The sequence below is a fragment of the uncultured Shewanella sp. genome (assembly GCF_947501225.1).
Classification (GTDB): Bacteria; Pseudomonadota; Gammaproteobacteria; order Enterobacterales; family Shewanellaceae; genus Shewanella.
Map to the genome: position 1 here is coordinate 61,205 of NZ_CANMUW010000013.1, position 15,913 is coordinate 77,117.

Annotated in this window: 14 protein-coding genes; 8 read left to right on the forward strand and 6 right to left on the reverse strand. The window is 50.3% G+C overall.

The window, feature by feature from the left end; translation table 11 throughout:
• Nucleotides 1–135 precede the first annotated feature (135 nt).
• Nucleotides 136–1,557, forward strand: coding sequence for a cache domain-containing protein (locus Q1B47_RS16740; protein ID WP_299796019.1), 1,422 nt, complete (start codon nucleotides 136–138; stop codon nucleotides 1,555–1,557).
• Nucleotides 1,554–2,174 carry a response regulator transcription factor gene (locus Q1B47_RS16745; RefSeq protein ID WP_299796022.1) on the forward strand — a complete coding sequence of 207 codons (621 nt, stop codon included), beginning with the start codon at nucleotides 1,554–1,556 and terminating at the stop codon, nucleotides 2,172–2,174. Before Q1B47_RS16740 ends, Q1B47_RS16745 begins: the two co-directional genes overlap by 4 nt.
• A 225-nt stretch (nucleotides 2,175–2,399) precedes the next feature.
• On the opposite strand, the gene Q1B47_RS16750 is transcribed toward Q1B47_RS16745, so the two are convergent.
• Complete coding sequence (locus Q1B47_RS16750; RefSeq protein WP_299796025.1) at nucleotides 2,400–3,089, reverse strand: LrgB family protein; 690 nt, start codon at nucleotides 3,087–3,089, stop codon at nucleotides 2,400–2,402.
• On the reverse strand, nucleotides 3,090–3,476 hold the full coding sequence (locus Q1B47_RS16755; protein ID WP_299796027.1) for a CidA/LrgA family protein: 387 nt from the start codon (nucleotides 3,474–3,476) through the stop codon (nucleotides 3,090–3,092).
• A 154-nt stretch (nucleotides 3,477–3,630) separates the two neighbouring features.
• On the opposite strand from Q1B47_RS16755, the gene Q1B47_RS16760 reads away from it, so the two are divergent.
• Nucleotides 3,631–4,539 (forward strand): LysR family transcriptional regulator, encoded by a 909-nt coding sequence (locus Q1B47_RS16760; protein ID WP_299796030.1) that lies wholly within the window; start codon nucleotides 3,631–3,633, stop codon nucleotides 4,537–4,539.
• A gap of 60 nt (nucleotides 4,540–4,599) precedes the next feature.
• On the opposite strand, the gene Q1B47_RS16765 is transcribed toward Q1B47_RS16760, so the two are convergent.
• Nucleotides 4,600–5,532, reverse strand: coding sequence for a DUF808 domain-containing protein (locus tag Q1B47_RS16765; RefSeq protein WP_299796033.1), 933 nt, complete (start codon nucleotides 5,530–5,532; stop codon nucleotides 4,600–4,602).
• Between the two features lie 253 nt (nucleotides 5,533–5,785).
• Between Q1B47_RS16765 and Q1B47_RS16770 the strand changes: the two genes are divergently transcribed.
• The 4 genes from Q1B47_RS16770 (at nucleotide 5,786) to Q1B47_RS16785 (ending at nucleotide 11,375) form a co-directional block, all read left to right on the forward strand.
• On the forward strand, nucleotides 5,786–6,670 hold the full coding sequence (locus tag Q1B47_RS16770; protein WP_299796036.1) for an HD-GYP domain-containing protein: 885 nt from the start codon (nucleotides 5,786–5,788) through the stop codon (nucleotides 6,668–6,670).
• Nucleotides 6,671–6,880: 210 nt separating this feature from the next.
• The gene (gene rpiA / locus Q1B47_RS16775; protein WP_299796039.1) at nucleotides 6,881–7,537 is read left to right on the forward strand and encodes a ribose-5-phosphate isomerase RpiA; all 657 of its coding nucleotides are present in this window, start codon (nucleotides 6,881–6,883) and stop codon (nucleotides 7,535–7,537) included.
• 904 nt (nucleotides 7,538–8,441) lie between these two features.
• Nucleotides 8,442–10,232, forward strand: coding sequence for a flavocytochrome c (locus tag Q1B47_RS16780; protein WP_299796042.1), 1,791 nt, complete (start codon nucleotides 8,442–8,444; stop codon nucleotides 10,230–10,232).
• A gap of 126 nt (nucleotides 10,233–10,358) precedes the next feature.
• Nucleotides 10,359–11,375, forward strand: a complete 1,017-nt coding sequence (locus Q1B47_RS16785) for a porin (RefSeq protein WP_299796045.1) — start codon at nucleotides 10,359–10,361, stop codon at nucleotides 11,373–11,375.
• A gap of 492 nt (nucleotides 11,376–11,867) precedes the next feature.
• On the opposite strand, the gene Q1B47_RS16790 is transcribed toward Q1B47_RS16785, so the two are convergent.
• A complete protein-coding gene (locus tag Q1B47_RS16790; RefSeq protein WP_299796048.1) occupies nucleotides 11,868–12,743 on the reverse strand; it encodes a LysR family transcriptional regulator in 876 nt (291 codons plus the stop codon).
• Between the two features lie 92 nt (nucleotides 12,744–12,835).
• Between Q1B47_RS16790 and Q1B47_RS16795 the strand changes: the two genes are divergently transcribed.
• Nucleotides 12,836–12,979, forward strand: a complete 144-nt coding sequence (locus tag Q1B47_RS16795; protein ID WP_299796051.1) for a hypothetical protein — start codon at nucleotides 12,836–12,838, stop codon at nucleotides 12,977–12,979.
• Nucleotides 12,980–13,163: 184 nt separating this feature from the next.
• Here the strand turns inward: Q1B47_RS16795 and recJ are convergent, their stop codons facing one another.
• Complete coding sequence (recJ, locus tag Q1B47_RS16800) at nucleotides 13,164–14,888, reverse strand: single-stranded-DNA-specific exonuclease RecJ (protein WP_299796054.1); 1,725 nt, start codon at nucleotides 14,886–14,888, stop codon at nucleotides 13,164–13,166.
• Between the two features lie 249 nt (nucleotides 14,889–15,137).
• Nucleotides 15,138–15,875 carry a bifunctional protein-disulfide isomerase/oxidoreductase DsbC gene (gene dsbC / locus Q1B47_RS16805; protein WP_299796057.1) on the reverse strand — a complete coding sequence of 246 codons (738 nt, stop codon included), beginning with the start codon at nucleotides 15,873–15,875 and terminating at the stop codon, nucleotides 15,138–15,140.
• Nucleotides 15,876–15,913 lie beyond the last annotated feature (38 nt).

A 15,913-nucleotide genomic window follows, 5' to 3' on the forward strand; every position in this document is an offset into this window, starting at 1 on the left:
CTTTGATTTACTCCCCCTAAACAAGGGGGATTTGTTGCGACTTGGTGGTTGATTAACTGTTAATATAACCGCCGCTTTGCGGGTGCAGCGTTTGCGGCTGTGGTGTTCCCGGATATTGAGGAGTAGTTAACAGCGATGAATATTAACCATAAGTTACAGCTAATCACTGTGCTTCCACTCATTCTATCTCTGATACTGGTGGTGTTTGTCACTCAAATGCAGTATCGGGAACTCTCCCAACAGGTGGTCGACGTTTATCGGCAGAGTATTATCGATCACCGCAAAGAGGAGTTGAAAAACTACCTGGCGATCGCCAACGTAGCCATCAAACATTTCAAGCAGAGTCAGGGAAACCAACAAACCCAGCAAACCCAGCAAACCCAGCAAACCCAGCAGGAAGTTAAATCTATGCTGGCCGATATGCGCTTCGGTAAGAACGGATACTTCTTCGCCTACGATCTCGACGGCAATAGCCTGGTCTTACCCGAGCAGGAGTGGCGGGTCGGCAAAAACTGGCTGAATCTGACCGACGATAACGGCGTCCATTTTATCCAGGAGTTGATCTCAGGAGCGAGAAAAGGCGGCGGTTACCTCACCTATCTGTTTCACCAGCCCTCCAATGAGGGGCAGCCGGGACAAAAACTCGCCTACGCCGAGGTGTTGGGACAGTGGGAATGGATGTTTGGAACCGGCGTCTATATCGATGATATCGATGAGGAGGCGGCGCTGTTGAGTGCCTCTATGAGTCATCATATCCGCAACACCTCCTTCATGACTCTGGTGATCGGTACCCTGGCGGTCAGTGCCGTATTTATCGGCGGCATCTTTATGCGTGTGGGTGAGAAACGACTCGCGAATGCCAAGCTCAGGACCCTCAACGAACGGATCTACCAAACTCAGGAGGAGGAGTGCAAACGGGTTTCCAGAGAGCTGCACGACGGAGTCAGTCAGACGATTGCCGCGGCCCTGTTTGCCATGGAAACCGCCCAGCTGAAAAAGGAGTACGGCGAAGATTCCGGCCCGGAGCTGGAGAAGGCGATAACTATGACGCGACAGATCATGCTCGACATACGTAATATCTCACATCAACTACACCCTAGCATACTCGCTGACTATGGCCTCGGGGCGGCGCTGAAGGAGTTGGGGAGTGAGTTTTCTTTACGTACCGGTATCAAAGTAAAGGTCAAACTACTATCGGTACGCAAGCTACTCTCGACCGAGCTCAGTTGCGCGCTTTATCGCATAGTGCAGGAATCCTTAACCAATATTGAACGTCATTCGGGCGCAAAGAATGTGCTGATTTCGCAAACCCTCACCCCGGGATGGCTGACCCTGGAAGTTCATGATGATGGGCAGGGGTTTAACTATGAATGCTACGAGAAAAAATCGACCCCGTTTGAGGGAATAGGCCTGAGAAATATGAAGGAAAGACTGAGTTTTTATAATGGTGAGCTAAAAGTGGAGTCAGCGATTGGCAAGGGGGTAACCCTGATAGCGCGTATTCCCCAGAGCGAGTTGCGTTATCAGGCTGATAGCACCACAGAGGGGGCATTATGATTCGGGTACTTTTGGTAGACGATCATCCCCTGTTTCGTGAAGGGTTGCGGCATCGTTTGAACCTTGACGGTGATATCGAGGTGCAAGCCGAAGCCGATAATGGCCTTCAGGCTCTGGAGATCCTCAAGGATACTGAGTTCGATCTTGTACTGATGGATATTAATATGCCGCAGATGGATGGCATGTATCTGCTGGAGCTGATTAAGGAACAGGAGATCGCGTGCAAGGTGGTGATGCTGAGCATGCATGACAACAAGGAGTATATTGTGGCGGCAATGCGCCATGGTGCAGATGGCTATATTCTCAAGGATGTCCCCGGTAAGGAGCTGATCGAAGCGATAAAAAAGGTGGCTGCCGGTAAGCGCTATTTCAGTGCCGAGGTGATAGACACCCTGTCACAGGAGCTGGCCAGTGGCAAACAGGCTCTTGTAACCCAACGGGAGCAGTTGGTATTACGCTTGATTTCGCTGGGCATGAACAATAAGCGCATCGCACAGGAGATGAATGTCAGCGTGCGCACGGTCGAAACCCACAAGCGTAATATCAAACAGAAACTCGATATTGACTGTACAGCCGGGCTGGTCCGTTATGCCATTGATCATGGCTTAGATCGATAGCACCATTCACGATGCGTTATCTGGGCGTTAAAAAAATACCCGAAGCAGGGGTCATGCTCCGGGTATAATCATGGCTGAATTGCCATGTTGTGGGAATGAGTTTTGGGTGTATCCCCCCGTATTTATGGTCAGAGGGGCAAGGCCAACCATCCCACAGGATGACCCTGAAACTGACTCTCCTCAGCAGAGAGGATGACAGTCAATTGGAACGTTTTTCTCCCGGTCTCAAACCAGGAAGAGCGAGAAGATCGGGGCGCCAAGCACCATAGCGATACCGGTAAAGATCATCGTCAGGCTGGCAACCACTCCCTCCTCCTGACCGAACTCACTGGCTTTTGCCGCTCCCGCGCCGTGAGCCGCCGCGCCCAATGCTGCACCTATGGCTAAAGGGGAGTTAATTTTCGCCAGCTTAAACAGAGGTTCACACAGCAGCATACCGATGATTCCGGTAAGCAGTACCAACATGGCGGTCAACTCAGGGATCCCGCCGAATGCAGATGTGGCTTCCATAGCAAATGGCGTCGATACCGAGCGCACTAAGGTACTTTGAGACAGCTCTGGCGGCAGCGAGAATATCCGGGTCAGCGCCCATGAGGACAACAGCCCCAGCAGCAGCCCGGTCACCACACCAAAGCCAATCGTTATGGGATATTTTAAAATTAACTGCCGCTCTCTATATATAGGCACAGAGAATGCGATGGTTGCCGGGGCCAACAGGGCCACCAGCCAATGGGTATATTCGAAATAGGCCGGCAGAGGGATATTCAGGATTATCACAAACAGAACAATGACCAGTGGCACCATAAAGATAGGCGCCAACCACCACACCCGCTTTTTCAGATACAGTTGTTTAATCAAGAAGTAACAACAGAGGGTAAAGCCTAAGCTGAGCACAGCTAACATCGACTGAGACATCTATGCCTCCCCCATCGCTTTTTCAGCGTCTAACCGCCTGATATTCATCTGAGTCTCAAACCTGAACACCCTATCGACCACAAAGCCGGTACCGAGTAACACACAGACACTGCCGAGAACCAATGTGAGTATCAAGGGGGCCGAGTATTGCTCAAACAGGCTCTCATACTTAATGATTGAGATAACCGGCGGAATAAAAAACAGCAGCAGCTCGCCGGTTAACCATCCGGCACCTAATTTTACCGCCTTCTCAGGCACCAGCTTCAGCCCCATCAACAACAGCAGAATAGCGAGCCCCAGCACACTCCCCGGTATTGGCAAGCCTAGATAAGCAGATAGCAGGTCCATCGCCCAGGCCAGTAAGCAAAATAGCCCGATCTGGAGCATCAGCTGAAGCCCGCCACTACACTTTTTAATACTGTCTGCTGTCAACAAAGTAAAACCTAAACCTGAAATTCATTCTGTAGACTCAGTTTACTCTTGCCAAAAAGATAAAAAAAATGAATATTAAGAATAGAAAAGATAACCAAAGGTAATACAAATGGATCTCAGAGTGATCAGCTACTTCATCGACATCGTCGATAGTGGTGGCTTTGCCAGGGCTTCGGAAAAGATCCATATCACTCAGCCCGCACTCTCAAAGGCGATAATCGGGCTCGAACATGAATTAGACTTAGTCCTTATTGAACGGGGTAAACGTGGCACCCAGCTTAAGCTGACATCTGCAGGAGAGGTGGTATATCGTCACGGCATAGAGCTTCTTGACGCCAGGCATAGAATGCTGAACGAGCTCGCCTCTCAGCGGGACCTGACCTCCGGAGAGCTCAGGCTTGGGCTGGCTCCGCTGGGCAGCTCCGAGCTTTTTGCCCCCGTGATAGCTAAGTTTAAGGACAGTTACCCCAAGATTGAGATGAGCCTGTTCGTGCGCGGGGGTGTAGAGCAAACCCTGGCACTCCAAAAGGGAGAGATTGAACTTGCAACCGGTATCGTCTCGTTCGATAAGGAGTTCGACGGCATCAGAATCCATGAAGATCCTATGGTCGTGGTTCTGCCTAAGAATCACACTCTTGCAGATGAGGCCTCCCTGCAGCTATGCCAGATATCAGACATAGCCCAGATCATGTTCGAGCATGACTTTGCCCTCTATGGCCAGGTATTCGATGCCTGTGAAAAGGCGGGGTTCACCCCGAAAAACATCACCCGTGTGAGTCACCCCGATTTCGGTATCGCCCTGGTGGCCGCCGGGGCCGGCACCATGGTGCTGCCTAAGCTGATCGCCGAACGCCACAGCGTGAGCGGCGTTGTTCATGTGCCTTTGAAAAGCTCCGAGCTCTATTGGGAGCTGTCTCTCTATTGGCAAAAAGGCAAGCAGCTCTCATTCGCGGCTCAGGCCATGCTTAACATGGTTAAAGAGCGGTTCACTAACCATAAACACAACGCTGAAACCTGATACAACAGTCTGCGGTGAATGAAGTTCACCGACATCAGGTGTACGACCTTAACCGGTTGGCTATCGACTCCTGAATTTCTGGATACCGGACACCATTATCAGCGCCAGTGCGCCTGCAATGACACCAAACACCGTATTTAGCAGGCTAGGTGTGATAACGGCCAGTGCCGGACCGACAGCGTTAATCCCCTCAATCCAATGGGCAGCAGACTCGATCTGTACGCTCACGGCATGCAACCCGTGGGTGAGAATGCCGCCTCCGACCATAAACATGGCGATGGTGCCGACAATGGTGAGTCCTCTCATCAGGTGAGGGGCAGCATTGACCAGTCCGCCGCCGAACCAGCGACCGAAACGGGTCACTGCACCGTGACCTTGCCTCTGGCTGAGATAGAGCCCGGCATCATCCAGCTTCACGATACCTGCCACTAGCCCATATACGCCTACGGTCATCAACAGGGCGATAGCCACGAGGGTAAACAGCTGCGTCGTAAAGCTACTCCCGGCAACGACCCCTAAGGTGATGGCGATGATCTCGGCCGACAGCACAAAGTCGGTTCGAATCGCCCCCTTTATCTTCTGCTGCTCATAGGCCTTAAGATCATCGATCTGCGGGGGCTCTGCATCCGGTTGCTCGCCGGACTGCTTAGCCCTCCTGTGTGTATAGCTGTGATGCAGCTTCTCGAACCCTTCGAAACAGAGAAACAGTCCACCAAACATCAACAGAGGCACGATGGCCCAGGGGACAAAGGCACTGATAAGCAGAGCCGCAGGCACTAAGATACACTTGTTGCGCAGTGAGCCCATGGCCACGGCCCAAACAACGGGCAGCTCTCTGTCGGCGTTGACACCGGACACCTGCTGGGCATTGAGTGCCAGATCATCACCCAGGACGCCCGCCGTCTTTCGCGCAGCAACTTTACTCATTATCGCGACATCATCCAGAATAGATGCGATATCGTCCAATAATGACAACAGGCTAGCTCCAGCCATAAATATTCTCCAAATTTCCTTTTTCGCGAGCCGGCCATCACAGATAACGCACTGACCAACAACAAACACTCAATAATATGATGGAGTCTAAATCTACTCCTGCAATCCTTTTATTGCCACCACCATCTTTAGCCTATAGTTAAATTTATCCAGAGTGTGACATTTTCCTCCCGCTTTCACGGTCTATTAGTAGAATGCAAATTAGTATTACCCGCTGATTTAAAAAATGGACAGTTAATCATAAGGATAATATATGAAATCTCTCGACTTACTCCGCTCTTTATACTCCATGGCTGCCGTAGTTGAAGCCAGAGATCCCTACACAGGTGGCCACTGCTGGCGCGTCGCACAACTCAGTGAACTGGTGGCAATAGAGATGAACCTGGATGAAAGAACCCGCCTGCGTATAGGTTTATCCGGCTTTCTGCATGACCTGGGGAAAGTAGGTGTTCCCGATGCGATCCTGAATAAGAGAGATAAACTCACCGATGATGAATATGAGGTGATAAAAACCCATCCGAGTATCGCGGCCGAAGTGCTCAAGCACCACCCCCTGGGCGAACTGGCGATTAACGGCGCCCTCGCCCACCATGAAAGACCCGATGGTAAAGGTTATCCCAATGGCCTGAGTGAGGCGCAAATTAATCTCGATGCCAGCATTATTTCGGTTACCGACGCCTTCGACGCCATGACATCCCACCGTCCCTACCGCAATGGGATGGGGGTCGACAGGGCGCTGGAGATACTGCGCCAGAACAGAGGCTCTCAGTTTAACAGCAGTGTTGTCGATCATTTCTGCTCCATCGACAGACACGACATCGATGCCATAGTGTTACATAGCGACCACCATACACCACTACAGGTCTGCCCCAATTGCGGTCCTGTTGTGGTTGTATACAAAGAGATGGAGCAGGGAGATAAAACCTGTTGCCGTAACTGTGGCGGAGTATTCAGCTTGCTTATCGAAGAGGGGGTCAGAAGCCTGAAACCTACCGGAGGCGTCGCCACTGCCGAGCAGTTACAACCCAGCGCCGATCATGAACTGATAAGCCGTCTGGCACATCGCGCCCTGCCGCTGCTTAAAACAGATTTGACCTGGTGGCAGAAGCTGGTCGGAACCACGGCAAGTCGTTCATGAGTTGATGATCCGCCCCGCTCATCACGCCCGGCCTCAGCTCAAAAAGCCCTGACCTGGTGGCTACAAATATGGGGGAACCGCTAATAGCGGCAGATAAGTTGAAAATGGGCTCAAGTTCGCTTGAAAGTGAAGTATTTGCACTGCAGTTTCAACCAAGTGAGAGTATAATAACGTCAGAATTTTTGAAAATACTCCTTACAGGAATCAAGTATGACACAAGATGAGATGAAAAAAGCCGCAGGCTGGGCTGCACTACAATACGTTGAGAAAGACAGTATCGTAGGCGTGGGAACCGGTTCAACCGTTAACCACTTTATCGATGCCTTAGCAACGATGAAAGCCGATATCGACGGTGCGGTATCGAGCTCTGAAGCCTCAACCGAGAAGATGAAGGCGTTGGGTATCCCGGTCTACGATCTTAACTCAGTCGATCAACTGTCTGTCTATGTCGATGGTGCCGATGAGATCAACGACCATATGGATATGATCAAAGGTGGCGGCGCCGCACTGACACGTGAAAAGATCGTGGCAGCTGTCGCTGATAAGTTTATCTGTATCGTAGATAACACAAAGCAGGTCGATGTTCTGGGTGAATTTCCGCTACCGGTAGAGGTTATCCCGATGGCACGCTCTTATGTCGCTCGCGAACTGGTTAAGCTGGGTGGCGATCCTGTCTACCGTGAAGGCGTGGTCACCGACAACGGCAACGTTATCTTAGATGTGTACAACATGAAGATAGTGAACCCTAAGGAGCTTGAAGAGCAGATCAACGGCATCGTCGGTGTTGTTACCAACGGCCTCTTCGCCATGCGCGGCGCAGACGTGCTGTTAGTGGGTACCCCAGAGGGTGTTAAAACGGTTAAGTAGACCGTTTTATTGCTACTTTTTCTCGTAGCTCGTAGCTCGTAGCTCAATAGCATCATATAGCCACCCTTTTCGGGTGGCTTTTTTTATACATAGAGAGCTGTTTACTTGTCGGATAACAAGTTTCAAATATCTTTTCAGGTTGGGTTCATTGGGCTAAATGCCTATTGGGTTAGCTTTCTGAAGCCTTTAACTTCAAATTAATCTATAGCCTGCGGCTCGTGCCGTGTATGGATACACAAATGTCGTGATCACATGAATGTGAAAGCTCGACCTTATGTGCAGATACTTCTGAGGCACGGTGAATAGCAACCTTTGGTTTCTGTGCTTATGAACGAGAGGGTGAATATGGTGAAACCATGTGCTATGAACATGAGACAAGGATGTTGAACTGGCTTTTATGCAGGAAGCAATTGGATACCGAGCTGCCTTTAGGTATGGATACCGTTGCAAGCAGATCTGACCTACAAGGATATAGGGAGTGCCATAAAATGTAGGGACCATTTTCGGCCTGTGGGCTCTGCCGTGACAAACAACCTCCATGTTTAAATGTCGGTTCGACAAAATATATCCGTATACAAATGCCAATTCAGCTTCCCTACTTCTCGTTCATAAGCACATGGCCATACCATATTCACCCTATCTCTCGCTCTGAGAGTTTCACCTTGTGAAACCTCGCCCTGATGTCGAAGAGGCCTGATTTAGCTTCTTGCCGCCTCCATCTGTGACCTTCGTACCTACCTCCTATGTAAAATTGCATAACACCTTATAAATCTATGCGTCTTTGCATGGCGTCCAGATGGACCTGTGAAGCGGATTAGATTTCTGCACCCTAGCCAAGGGGTTTGGTTGAGTGCCTGTAACTAAAGGTAGAACATCACCATGTTGATAACAGTGAGGAGATGTGATGAGAATGCTAAAAAGAAGTATTTACCTGGCTACGTTGCTTGGCACAGCGGGGTTTGCCGCTAATACTATGGCTGCGGATACGCTTGCCGATTTCCATGGTGAAAACCAAGAGTGTGAAAGCTGCCATACCCCGGATGGCGAGCTATCTAACGATAGCCTTACCCATGAAAATGAGCAGTGCGTCTCTTGCCACGGTACAATGGAAGAGGTTGCTGAAGAGACTAAACATGAGCATTACAACGCTCACGACTCTCACTTCCCTGGTGACGTTGCTTGTACCTCTTGTCACAGCGCTCACGAAAAATCTATGGTCTATTGTGATTCCTGCCATAGCTTCGACTTCGATATGCCATATGCAGGCAAGTGGGAGCGCCACGAGCCAAGCATCGCCGAGCTTGCTAAGGATAAGTCTGAACGTGAAGCGGCACTGGCCAGTGCACCTAAAGACACTGTCGATGTTGTTGTCGTAGGTTCTGGCGGAGCTGGTTTCTCTGCATCTGTTGCTGCCCATGATAAGGGCGCGAAAGTAATTCTTATCGAGAAAGAGCCAGTCATCGGTGGTAATGCGAAACTTGCAGCCGGCGGTATGAATGCTGCCTGGACCGATCAGCAAAAAGCTAAAGGCATCGAAGATAGCCTTGAGTTGATGACAAAAGACACCATGAAAGGTGGACGTAACATCAACGACCCTGCACTGGTAGATGTGCTGGTTTCTCACTCAAAAGGTTCTGTTGACTGGATGACAGCCATGGGTGCTGACCTGAGCGATGTAGGCCGTATGGGTGGCGCATCGGTTAACCGTACTCACCGTCCAACCGGTGGTGCAGGTGTCGGCGCGCACGTCATTCAGGTGCTTTATGATAATGCGGTTAAGCGCGAAATCGATATGCGTATGAACACCCGTGGTATCGAGATCCTTAAAGATGACTCCGGTAACGTTAAAGGCCTGCTGGTTAAGGGTATGTACAAAGGCTACTACTGGATTAAAGCCGACGCAGTGATTCTGGCAACCGGAGGATTTGGTAAGAATAATGAGCGTGTTGCTAAGCTGGATCCTAAGCTGAAAGGCTTCGTATCGACTAACCAGCCTGGTGCAACCGGTGATGGTCTAGATGTCGCGGGTAACGCCGGTGCAGCAATGAAAGACCTCGAGTATATTCAGGCTCACCCAACGCTTTCTGTGAAAGGTGGCGTGATGGTCACCGAAGCCGTACGTGGTAACGGTGCAATCCTGGTTAACCGTGAAGGTAAGCGTTTCGTCAACGAGATCACCACTCGTGATAAGGCCGCTGCTGCGATTCTGCAACAAACAGGTAAATCTGCTTTCTTGATCTTCGATGACTCTGTACGTAAGTCTCTGAAGAAGATCGATAAGTACATCGGCCTGGGCGTCGCACCTACAGCCGATACGCTTGTTAAGCTAGGTAAGATGGAAAACATCGACGGTAAGGCACTGACTGAAACCGTCTCTCGTTACAACAGTTTCGTGACCAGTGGTAAGGACACTGATTTCGAGCGTCCAAATTTACCTCGCGCACTGGATGAAGGTAACTACTATGCCATCGAAGTGACTCCGGGCGTTCACCACACTATGGGCGGCGTTAAGATAGATACTAAGGCTGAGATCTTAGATGCCAAGAAGCAGGTTATTCCCGGGCTATATGGTGCCGGTGAAGTCACTGGGGGGGTCCATGGCGCCAATCGCTTAGGTGGTAACGCTATCTCAGATATCATCACCTTCGGCAGACTCGCTGGTGAAGAGGCTGCTAGCTACTCCAAGAAGCGTTAGTTCTAAATAAAACCGTAAATTCGACCTTATGTTTGCTACGAGGATGTTTGCTTGTAGCAAACGTAATAAACCATAAATAACACTTATAAATTAAGAAGAACCTAGGTTCTTGGGAGCACTTAAAACATGAAAAAAACACTAATCTCAGCAACAGTTGCATCAGTACTGACAATGGCTTCATTTGGCGCGCTAGCCGATGGCCCTAACTTCTACGGTCGTCTGGATCTGTCTGTGACTAACTCTGACACAGGCCTGACTTCACGTGAAGGTAAAGAAGGCACAGTTCTGGAGAACAACTTCTCTCACGTAGGCGTTAAGGGTAGCGAAACTATCGCTAACAACATCGACGTTATCTACCAGATGGAATTCCAGGTTGAAAACACCTCTTCTAACAGCGATGTTTTCAAGGCTCGTAACACTTTCCTAGGCCTTAAGACTACTGCCGGTACCGTACTTGTTGGTCGTAACGACACAGTATTCAAGCAAGCTGAAGGTGGCATCGACCTATTCGGTAACACTAACGCCGATATCGATCGTCTTGTAGGCGCTCAGACTCGTTCTGCCGATGGTATCTGGTACTACTCGCCAAAGATTGCCGATCTGGTAACACTTAACGCAACTTACCTGATGGAAGACAACCAGGCTTCTGATGACAGCCAATATGCATTTAGCGCGACTATCGGTGATAAGAAACTTAAGGCACAAAACTTCTACGTTGCTGGTGCCTACAACAAAGGTATCTCTAGCATCGATGCATACCGTGGTGTTGCTCAAGTTAAACTGGGGGATTTCAAGCTAGGCGGCCTGTTCCAGAACTCTGAGCACGTCAGCAAGACTAACCTTGAAGGTAACTCATACTTCGTCAACGTTGCTTACAACCTGAACGGCGTAAACCTTAAAGCTGAGTACGGTAAAGATGAAGCAGGTCTTGGTCTATACGCTAAGCGTTCTGGTATCCAAACTGAAAATACTACTGATGTAAACATCACAGCTATCACTGTTGGTGCTGACTACAAGATCGCTAAGTCAACTATGGTATATGGCCACTACGCTATGTACGAAGGTGACTACAAGGTTTCAGGCGTTAAGATGGACCTAGCAGATGACAACGTATTCACCGTTGGTGTACGTTACAACTTCTAATCGGCGATCCCTGTCTCTTAAACGATTTAAAATTTACCATTAATAGAGAAACGCTCTAATGGTTAGTGCCGTTCACTTAACGTGAACGGCATTTTTTATGGGATATCTATTCTTCGTACATTTCAATGTTGGACTAAGCCTTCCATCCATTTTTCGATTAGTTTGTATATGGAAAAGGCTATTAATCCGGAGTTGACGAAATTATCTGCCAACTCACTTGGGGGATTTCCTTGTTAGCAACTTAACTAAGATAACCTCAATCGAAGAAATAACTTTCTTTTGAATCATCAAGTGTGGATGCGGCTGTGACCGTCCGTGACAGGAATGTCACGGCCGAGACTATAGGGATATACTCGTGTCGTGTCACAGAAGTATCCACACATTCAGCTCACCGCAGGTGATAGATAACCATGAAGGTACGACCTTCAGCACACCACCCAACATCAACCACCAAAACAAAAATGTAATCTGTCTTCATTCGAAGGCCAAAGTTCATCCTTCTCCCAGTCGAACGAACGCCTCTGCTGCGGGGGTCAATGGCAGGTTCTTACGCCATATCAGCGCCAGATCCCAGGTCAGCTTGGGTGACATGGGTTTATATACCAGTTTATCCGAGCCAATCTTGTCACAGATGGGCTGGGGCAGTATGGCAACGCCGACGTTGGACTCGACCATGGCGCCGATGAAGTCCCATTGGCCGCTCTGGGAGGCGATATTGAGCTCGACACCAGCCTCGCGGCTCAGACGGGTGAGTAACTTTGCCAAGGAAAAGTCATCGTTATAGAGCACGAAAGGCAGGTCCCTTAGATCTGACCAGGTGATAAACGCCTTGTCTGTAAGCGGGTGCCCGGCCGGCAGGCATACCTGCAGCGGGTACTCCTCTAATGGCTGACAATGAAACTCCTCGGCATGGGTGGTCGGCAGGGCCGTAAAGGCGAGATCTAAGCTGTCGTTGAGCAGGGCCTCCTCCGCGCCGAACCCGCCCAACTCCTGGATCTGAAGCTCAATTCCCGGGTAGCGGCTGCGAAACTCCGATAGCAAGGAGATGATGATCCCGCCCATCATGGGACATACGCCGAGTCTCAACTGGCCCGTTTTAAGCCCCTTCAGACTGTTGAGGTCTTCCTGAAATCTATGCCACTGACCCACGATCTTCCGCGAGCTGTTGGCAAGCAGTTCTCCGGCCTCGGTCAATATCACCTTCTGGTTATTTCGGATCAGTAACGCTTGATCCAGACTCTCCTCGAGACGCTTTATCATCTTACTCAGTGTCGGTTGAGTCAGGTGCAGCTGTTCTGCGGCGCGGGTATAACTGCGGGTTTCCACTAATGTCAGGAAACACTGTAGATTCTTAATCGGTATATTCATGCCACTTTGGAATGCACTTGATGGAATTAATTCATTTTACTTATAAACCGTGCTCACGTACTTTGACTTCGATCTTAAATACCGGAGTCATTATGAAAAAATTTGAAGGTTTATGGGTAAATGCTTTAGTGAGTGCAGCCGCTCCTTTGAGTGAAGAGAGCTGTTTTCATCAATCACATGAGCAAAGCGCCGAAAAAACTCAATCCTGCGACGAAGCGGAAGTGACAGCAGCCTAGGCTCAGCCTGTCGAACTCAAGCCCGAGGCCTTCGAATGAAGGCCGGGAAGATGTCTGAGTGCGGTTGTGATAAGCGGCACTGAAGGCATGCGAGTTCCCCCCAATCTCCCGAGCCAGCATGAGTATTTTCAGCTAAATAAAAATGACTGAAGAGGTAACGCCACGACTTCAGCTACCTGTGTGACTACATAGCCTCAATCTGCTCCACCATAAGTTGCAGTGTCTGATTGCCCCTGAACTCGTTCACATCCAACTTATACACCACGCGAGCATGCTTGATTGTCGCATCCGGCCAGGTGGTCAGGTCAACATTGAAGGCGATAGCGTCGAGCATCAGCTGACCACACTCGGTCTCTAACACCAGCTTAAGGTGTTTCTCACCCACGATGCGCTGCTGGATCACCCTGAAGTAACCATCAAACAGCGGCTCGGGAAACTCTTGCCCCCAGGGGCCGGCGTTTCTCAGCTCCCAGGCAACCTCAAGCCTCATATCATCGGGAGTCAGCTCACCATCTGTGACCAGTTCGCCTGTCAGCTGCTCGGGTTTTAACAACTCCCTGACACCCTGATCATAGGCCTGTTCGAACGCGGCGAAATCTTTCGCCCTGAGGGATAGCCCGGCCGCCATGGCATGGCCGCCAAATTTCAGTATCATGCCGGGATGGCGGCTGTTGATCAGCTCTAACAGATCCCGCATATGCAGGCCTTTGATCGAGCGGGCAGAACCTTTGATCTCCCCCTCTCCCGCGTCGGCAAACGCTATCACCGGCCTGTGATACCTGTCTTTTATTCGCGAGGCCAGAATGCCTATCACGCCTTGGTGCCAATCCTCCTGAAAGAGCGCAATCCCCCAGGGAAGCTCGGCCTCATCGAGCTCTACCGACGCCAGGCTCTTTAGCGCCTCCTGCTGCATATCGGCTTCAAGATCCCGCCTCTCGGCGTTGAGTCCATCGAGCTCTGCCGCCATTCTTCTCGCACTCATCATGTCATCACAGAGCAAGGTTTCGACACCGAGCGCCATCTCATCCAGCCTGCCCGCCGCATTGAGTCTGGGCCCGACGGCGAAACCAAAATCCGAGGCGACGATACGCGCCGGATTACGTTTAGCAACCTCAAGCAGGGCCGTGATGCCCGCCCGGCAGCGTCCCGCTCTGACTCTCTGCAGGCCGGCTTCCACTAAGATCCTGTTATTGCAATCCAGAGCCACCACATCGGCAACCGTTCCCAGGGCAACGATATCCAGTAGCTGTCCCAAATTGGGAACCGCCAGACCTTGCTCCTGATACCAGTTACGCTTAGCCAGCTCGGCCCTGAGGGCTGACATAAGATAAAATGCCACTCCCACACCCGCAATCGATTTACTGGCGAAGCCACAATCGACCTGATTGGGGTTCACTATGGCATCGGCATCGGGCAGTACATCACCGGGCAGATGGTGATCGGTGATCACAACCTGCATCCCCCTGGCCTTTGCCGCGGCGACTCCCTCTATCGATGAGATCCCGTTATCCACGGTGATCAACAGCTCTGCTCCCTTGCTATGAGCGACGGCCACGATCTCCGGGCTCAGCCCGTAACCATAATCGAATCGGTTGGGAATGAGGTAATCGACCTTAGCGGCCCCCATCATGCTGAGGGCAAGCATGCAGACACTGGTCGAGGTCGCACCGTCGGCATCGAAATCTCCCATGATAAGAATAGAGCGCTGCGCCTGTATGGCATCGGCGATGATGACAGCGCCCTCACCGAGCCCTTTCATGGTATCGGGTCTTAACAACCGGGCAAGCGTCAGCTCACACTCTTCTGCCGAGCTGCCACGACTGGCGTAGATCTGCTTTAACAGGGGTGATAGGTTAGCGGGTAGGTGACTATCATCAACCTTTGGACGACGAACAATCTTGTGGATCACTGATTTACTGCCTTATACCGGTTCATATCTATGGCTTATGTTCACCGAGGGTGACGAAGAGCTTAAGGGGCACAGCATATCAAACTGCATTGACGATGACACACCAAAAACTCGATTGAGGTGGTTGGATACCAGCACCAAATTTATCTATTCTGGCAAATCTTCATATCTCGCCATTACAAGAATACCTGACACAAAAAAGGCGAGCTAAGCTCGCCTTTTTACTTTCTATACGGAATGGAATTGATATTAGTTGGTCGATTCCAATACACGCAGCAGATCTCCTGGTGGCTGATAACCCGGGATCATGCTGCCATCTTCTAAGATAATTGCCGGTGTACCGTTAATCCCCAGGCTCTGACCCAGGTGATACTGCTCAGCAATCTTAGCATCACATCTTGCCTTCTGAACGCTCTTACCGGCCTTAGCTTCGGTCATCGCAGTCAGAGGATCGGCTGCACACCATACCGCTTCCATCTCATCGGCATTCGCCGAAGGAACCCCACGACGAGGGAAAGCAAGATAACGCACGGTAATGCCCAGATCGTTATACTCATCCATCTGATTGTGTAACTTTCGGCAATATCCGCAGCTGATGTCAGTAAATACGGTGACTACATGCTTCTCGTCCTTAGCCTTATAAACCAGCATCTTATTCTCGAGTGGCTTGATCATCTCCATACGGGGACCGGCCATGGCCGCCTCGGTCAGATTTTTCATCCCTTTGTCGAGATCGTATAGACTGCCATGAAACAGCTTAGAGCCATCCTGAGAGATATAAAGCACGCCACGGTTGGTTAATGCTTCATATAAACCAGGGATAGGCGACAACTGAAGCGAGTGAACCTCAACGCTTAGGGTATCGGTCAACTTCTGTTTTAATTCTGCGCTGTTAGCAATAGCATTAGCTTGAGTATTGGGTGCGGCAACAGCAAAAGGGGCTAATACCACGGCTAAAATCAAAGAAAGTACTCGGGTAAACTTCATTAGATATCCTGTTCTTTGTAGGGTTTACTTATACCCAA

Excerpts from the sequence above, each read along its gene's own strand:
- Q1B47_RS16750 (WP_299796025.1), bottom strand. The coding sequence starts at position 3,089 with ATGTCTCAGTCGATGTTAGCTGTGCTCAGCTTAGGCTTTACCCTCTGT.
- Q1B47_RS16740 (WP_299796019.1), top strand. The coding sequence starts at position 136 with ATGAATATTAACCATAAGTTACAGCTAATCACTGTGCTTCCACTCATT.
- Q1B47_RS16745 (WP_299796022.1), top strand. The coding sequence starts at position 1,554 with ATGATTCGGGTACTTTTGGTAGACGATCATCCCCTGTTTCGTGAAGGG.
- Q1B47_RS16785 (WP_299796045.1), top strand. The coding sequence starts at position 10,359 with ATGAAAAAAACACTAATCTCAGCAACAGTTGCATCAGTACTGACAATG.
- Q1B47_RS16760 (WP_299796030.1), top strand. The coding sequence starts at position 3,631 with ATGGATCTCAGAGTGATCAGCTACTTCATCGACATCGTCGATAGTGGT.
- Q1B47_RS16780 (WP_299796042.1), top strand. The coding sequence starts at position 8,442 with ATGAGAATGCTAAAAAGAAGTATTTACCTGGCTACGTTGCTTGGCACA.
- Q1B47_RS16795 (WP_299796051.1), top strand. The coding sequence starts at position 12,836 with ATGAAAAAATTTGAAGGTTTATGGGTAAATGCTTTAGTGAGTGCAGCC.
- Q1B47_RS16755 (WP_299796027.1), bottom strand. The coding sequence starts at position 3,476 with ATGCTCCAGATCGGGCTATTTTGCTTACTGGCCTGGGCGATGGACCTG.
- Q1B47_RS16765 (WP_299796033.1), bottom strand. The coding sequence starts at position 5,532 with ATGGCTGGAGCTAGCCTGTTGTCATTATTGGACGATATCGCATCTATT.
- dsbC (WP_299796057.1), bottom strand. The coding sequence starts at position 15,875 with ATGAAGTTTACCCGAGTACTTTCTTTGATTTTAGCCGTGGTATTAGCC.
- Q1B47_RS16790 (WP_299796048.1), bottom strand. The coding sequence starts at position 12,743 with ATGAATATACCGATTAAGAATCTACAGTGTTTCCTGACATTAGTGGAA.
- rpiA (WP_299796039.1), top strand. The coding sequence starts at position 6,881 with ATGACACAAGATGAGATGAAAAAAGCCGCAGGCTGGGCTGCACTACAA.
- Q1B47_RS16770 (WP_299796036.1), top strand. The coding sequence starts at position 5,786 with ATGAAATCTCTCGACTTACTCCGCTCTTTATACTCCATGGCTGCCGTA.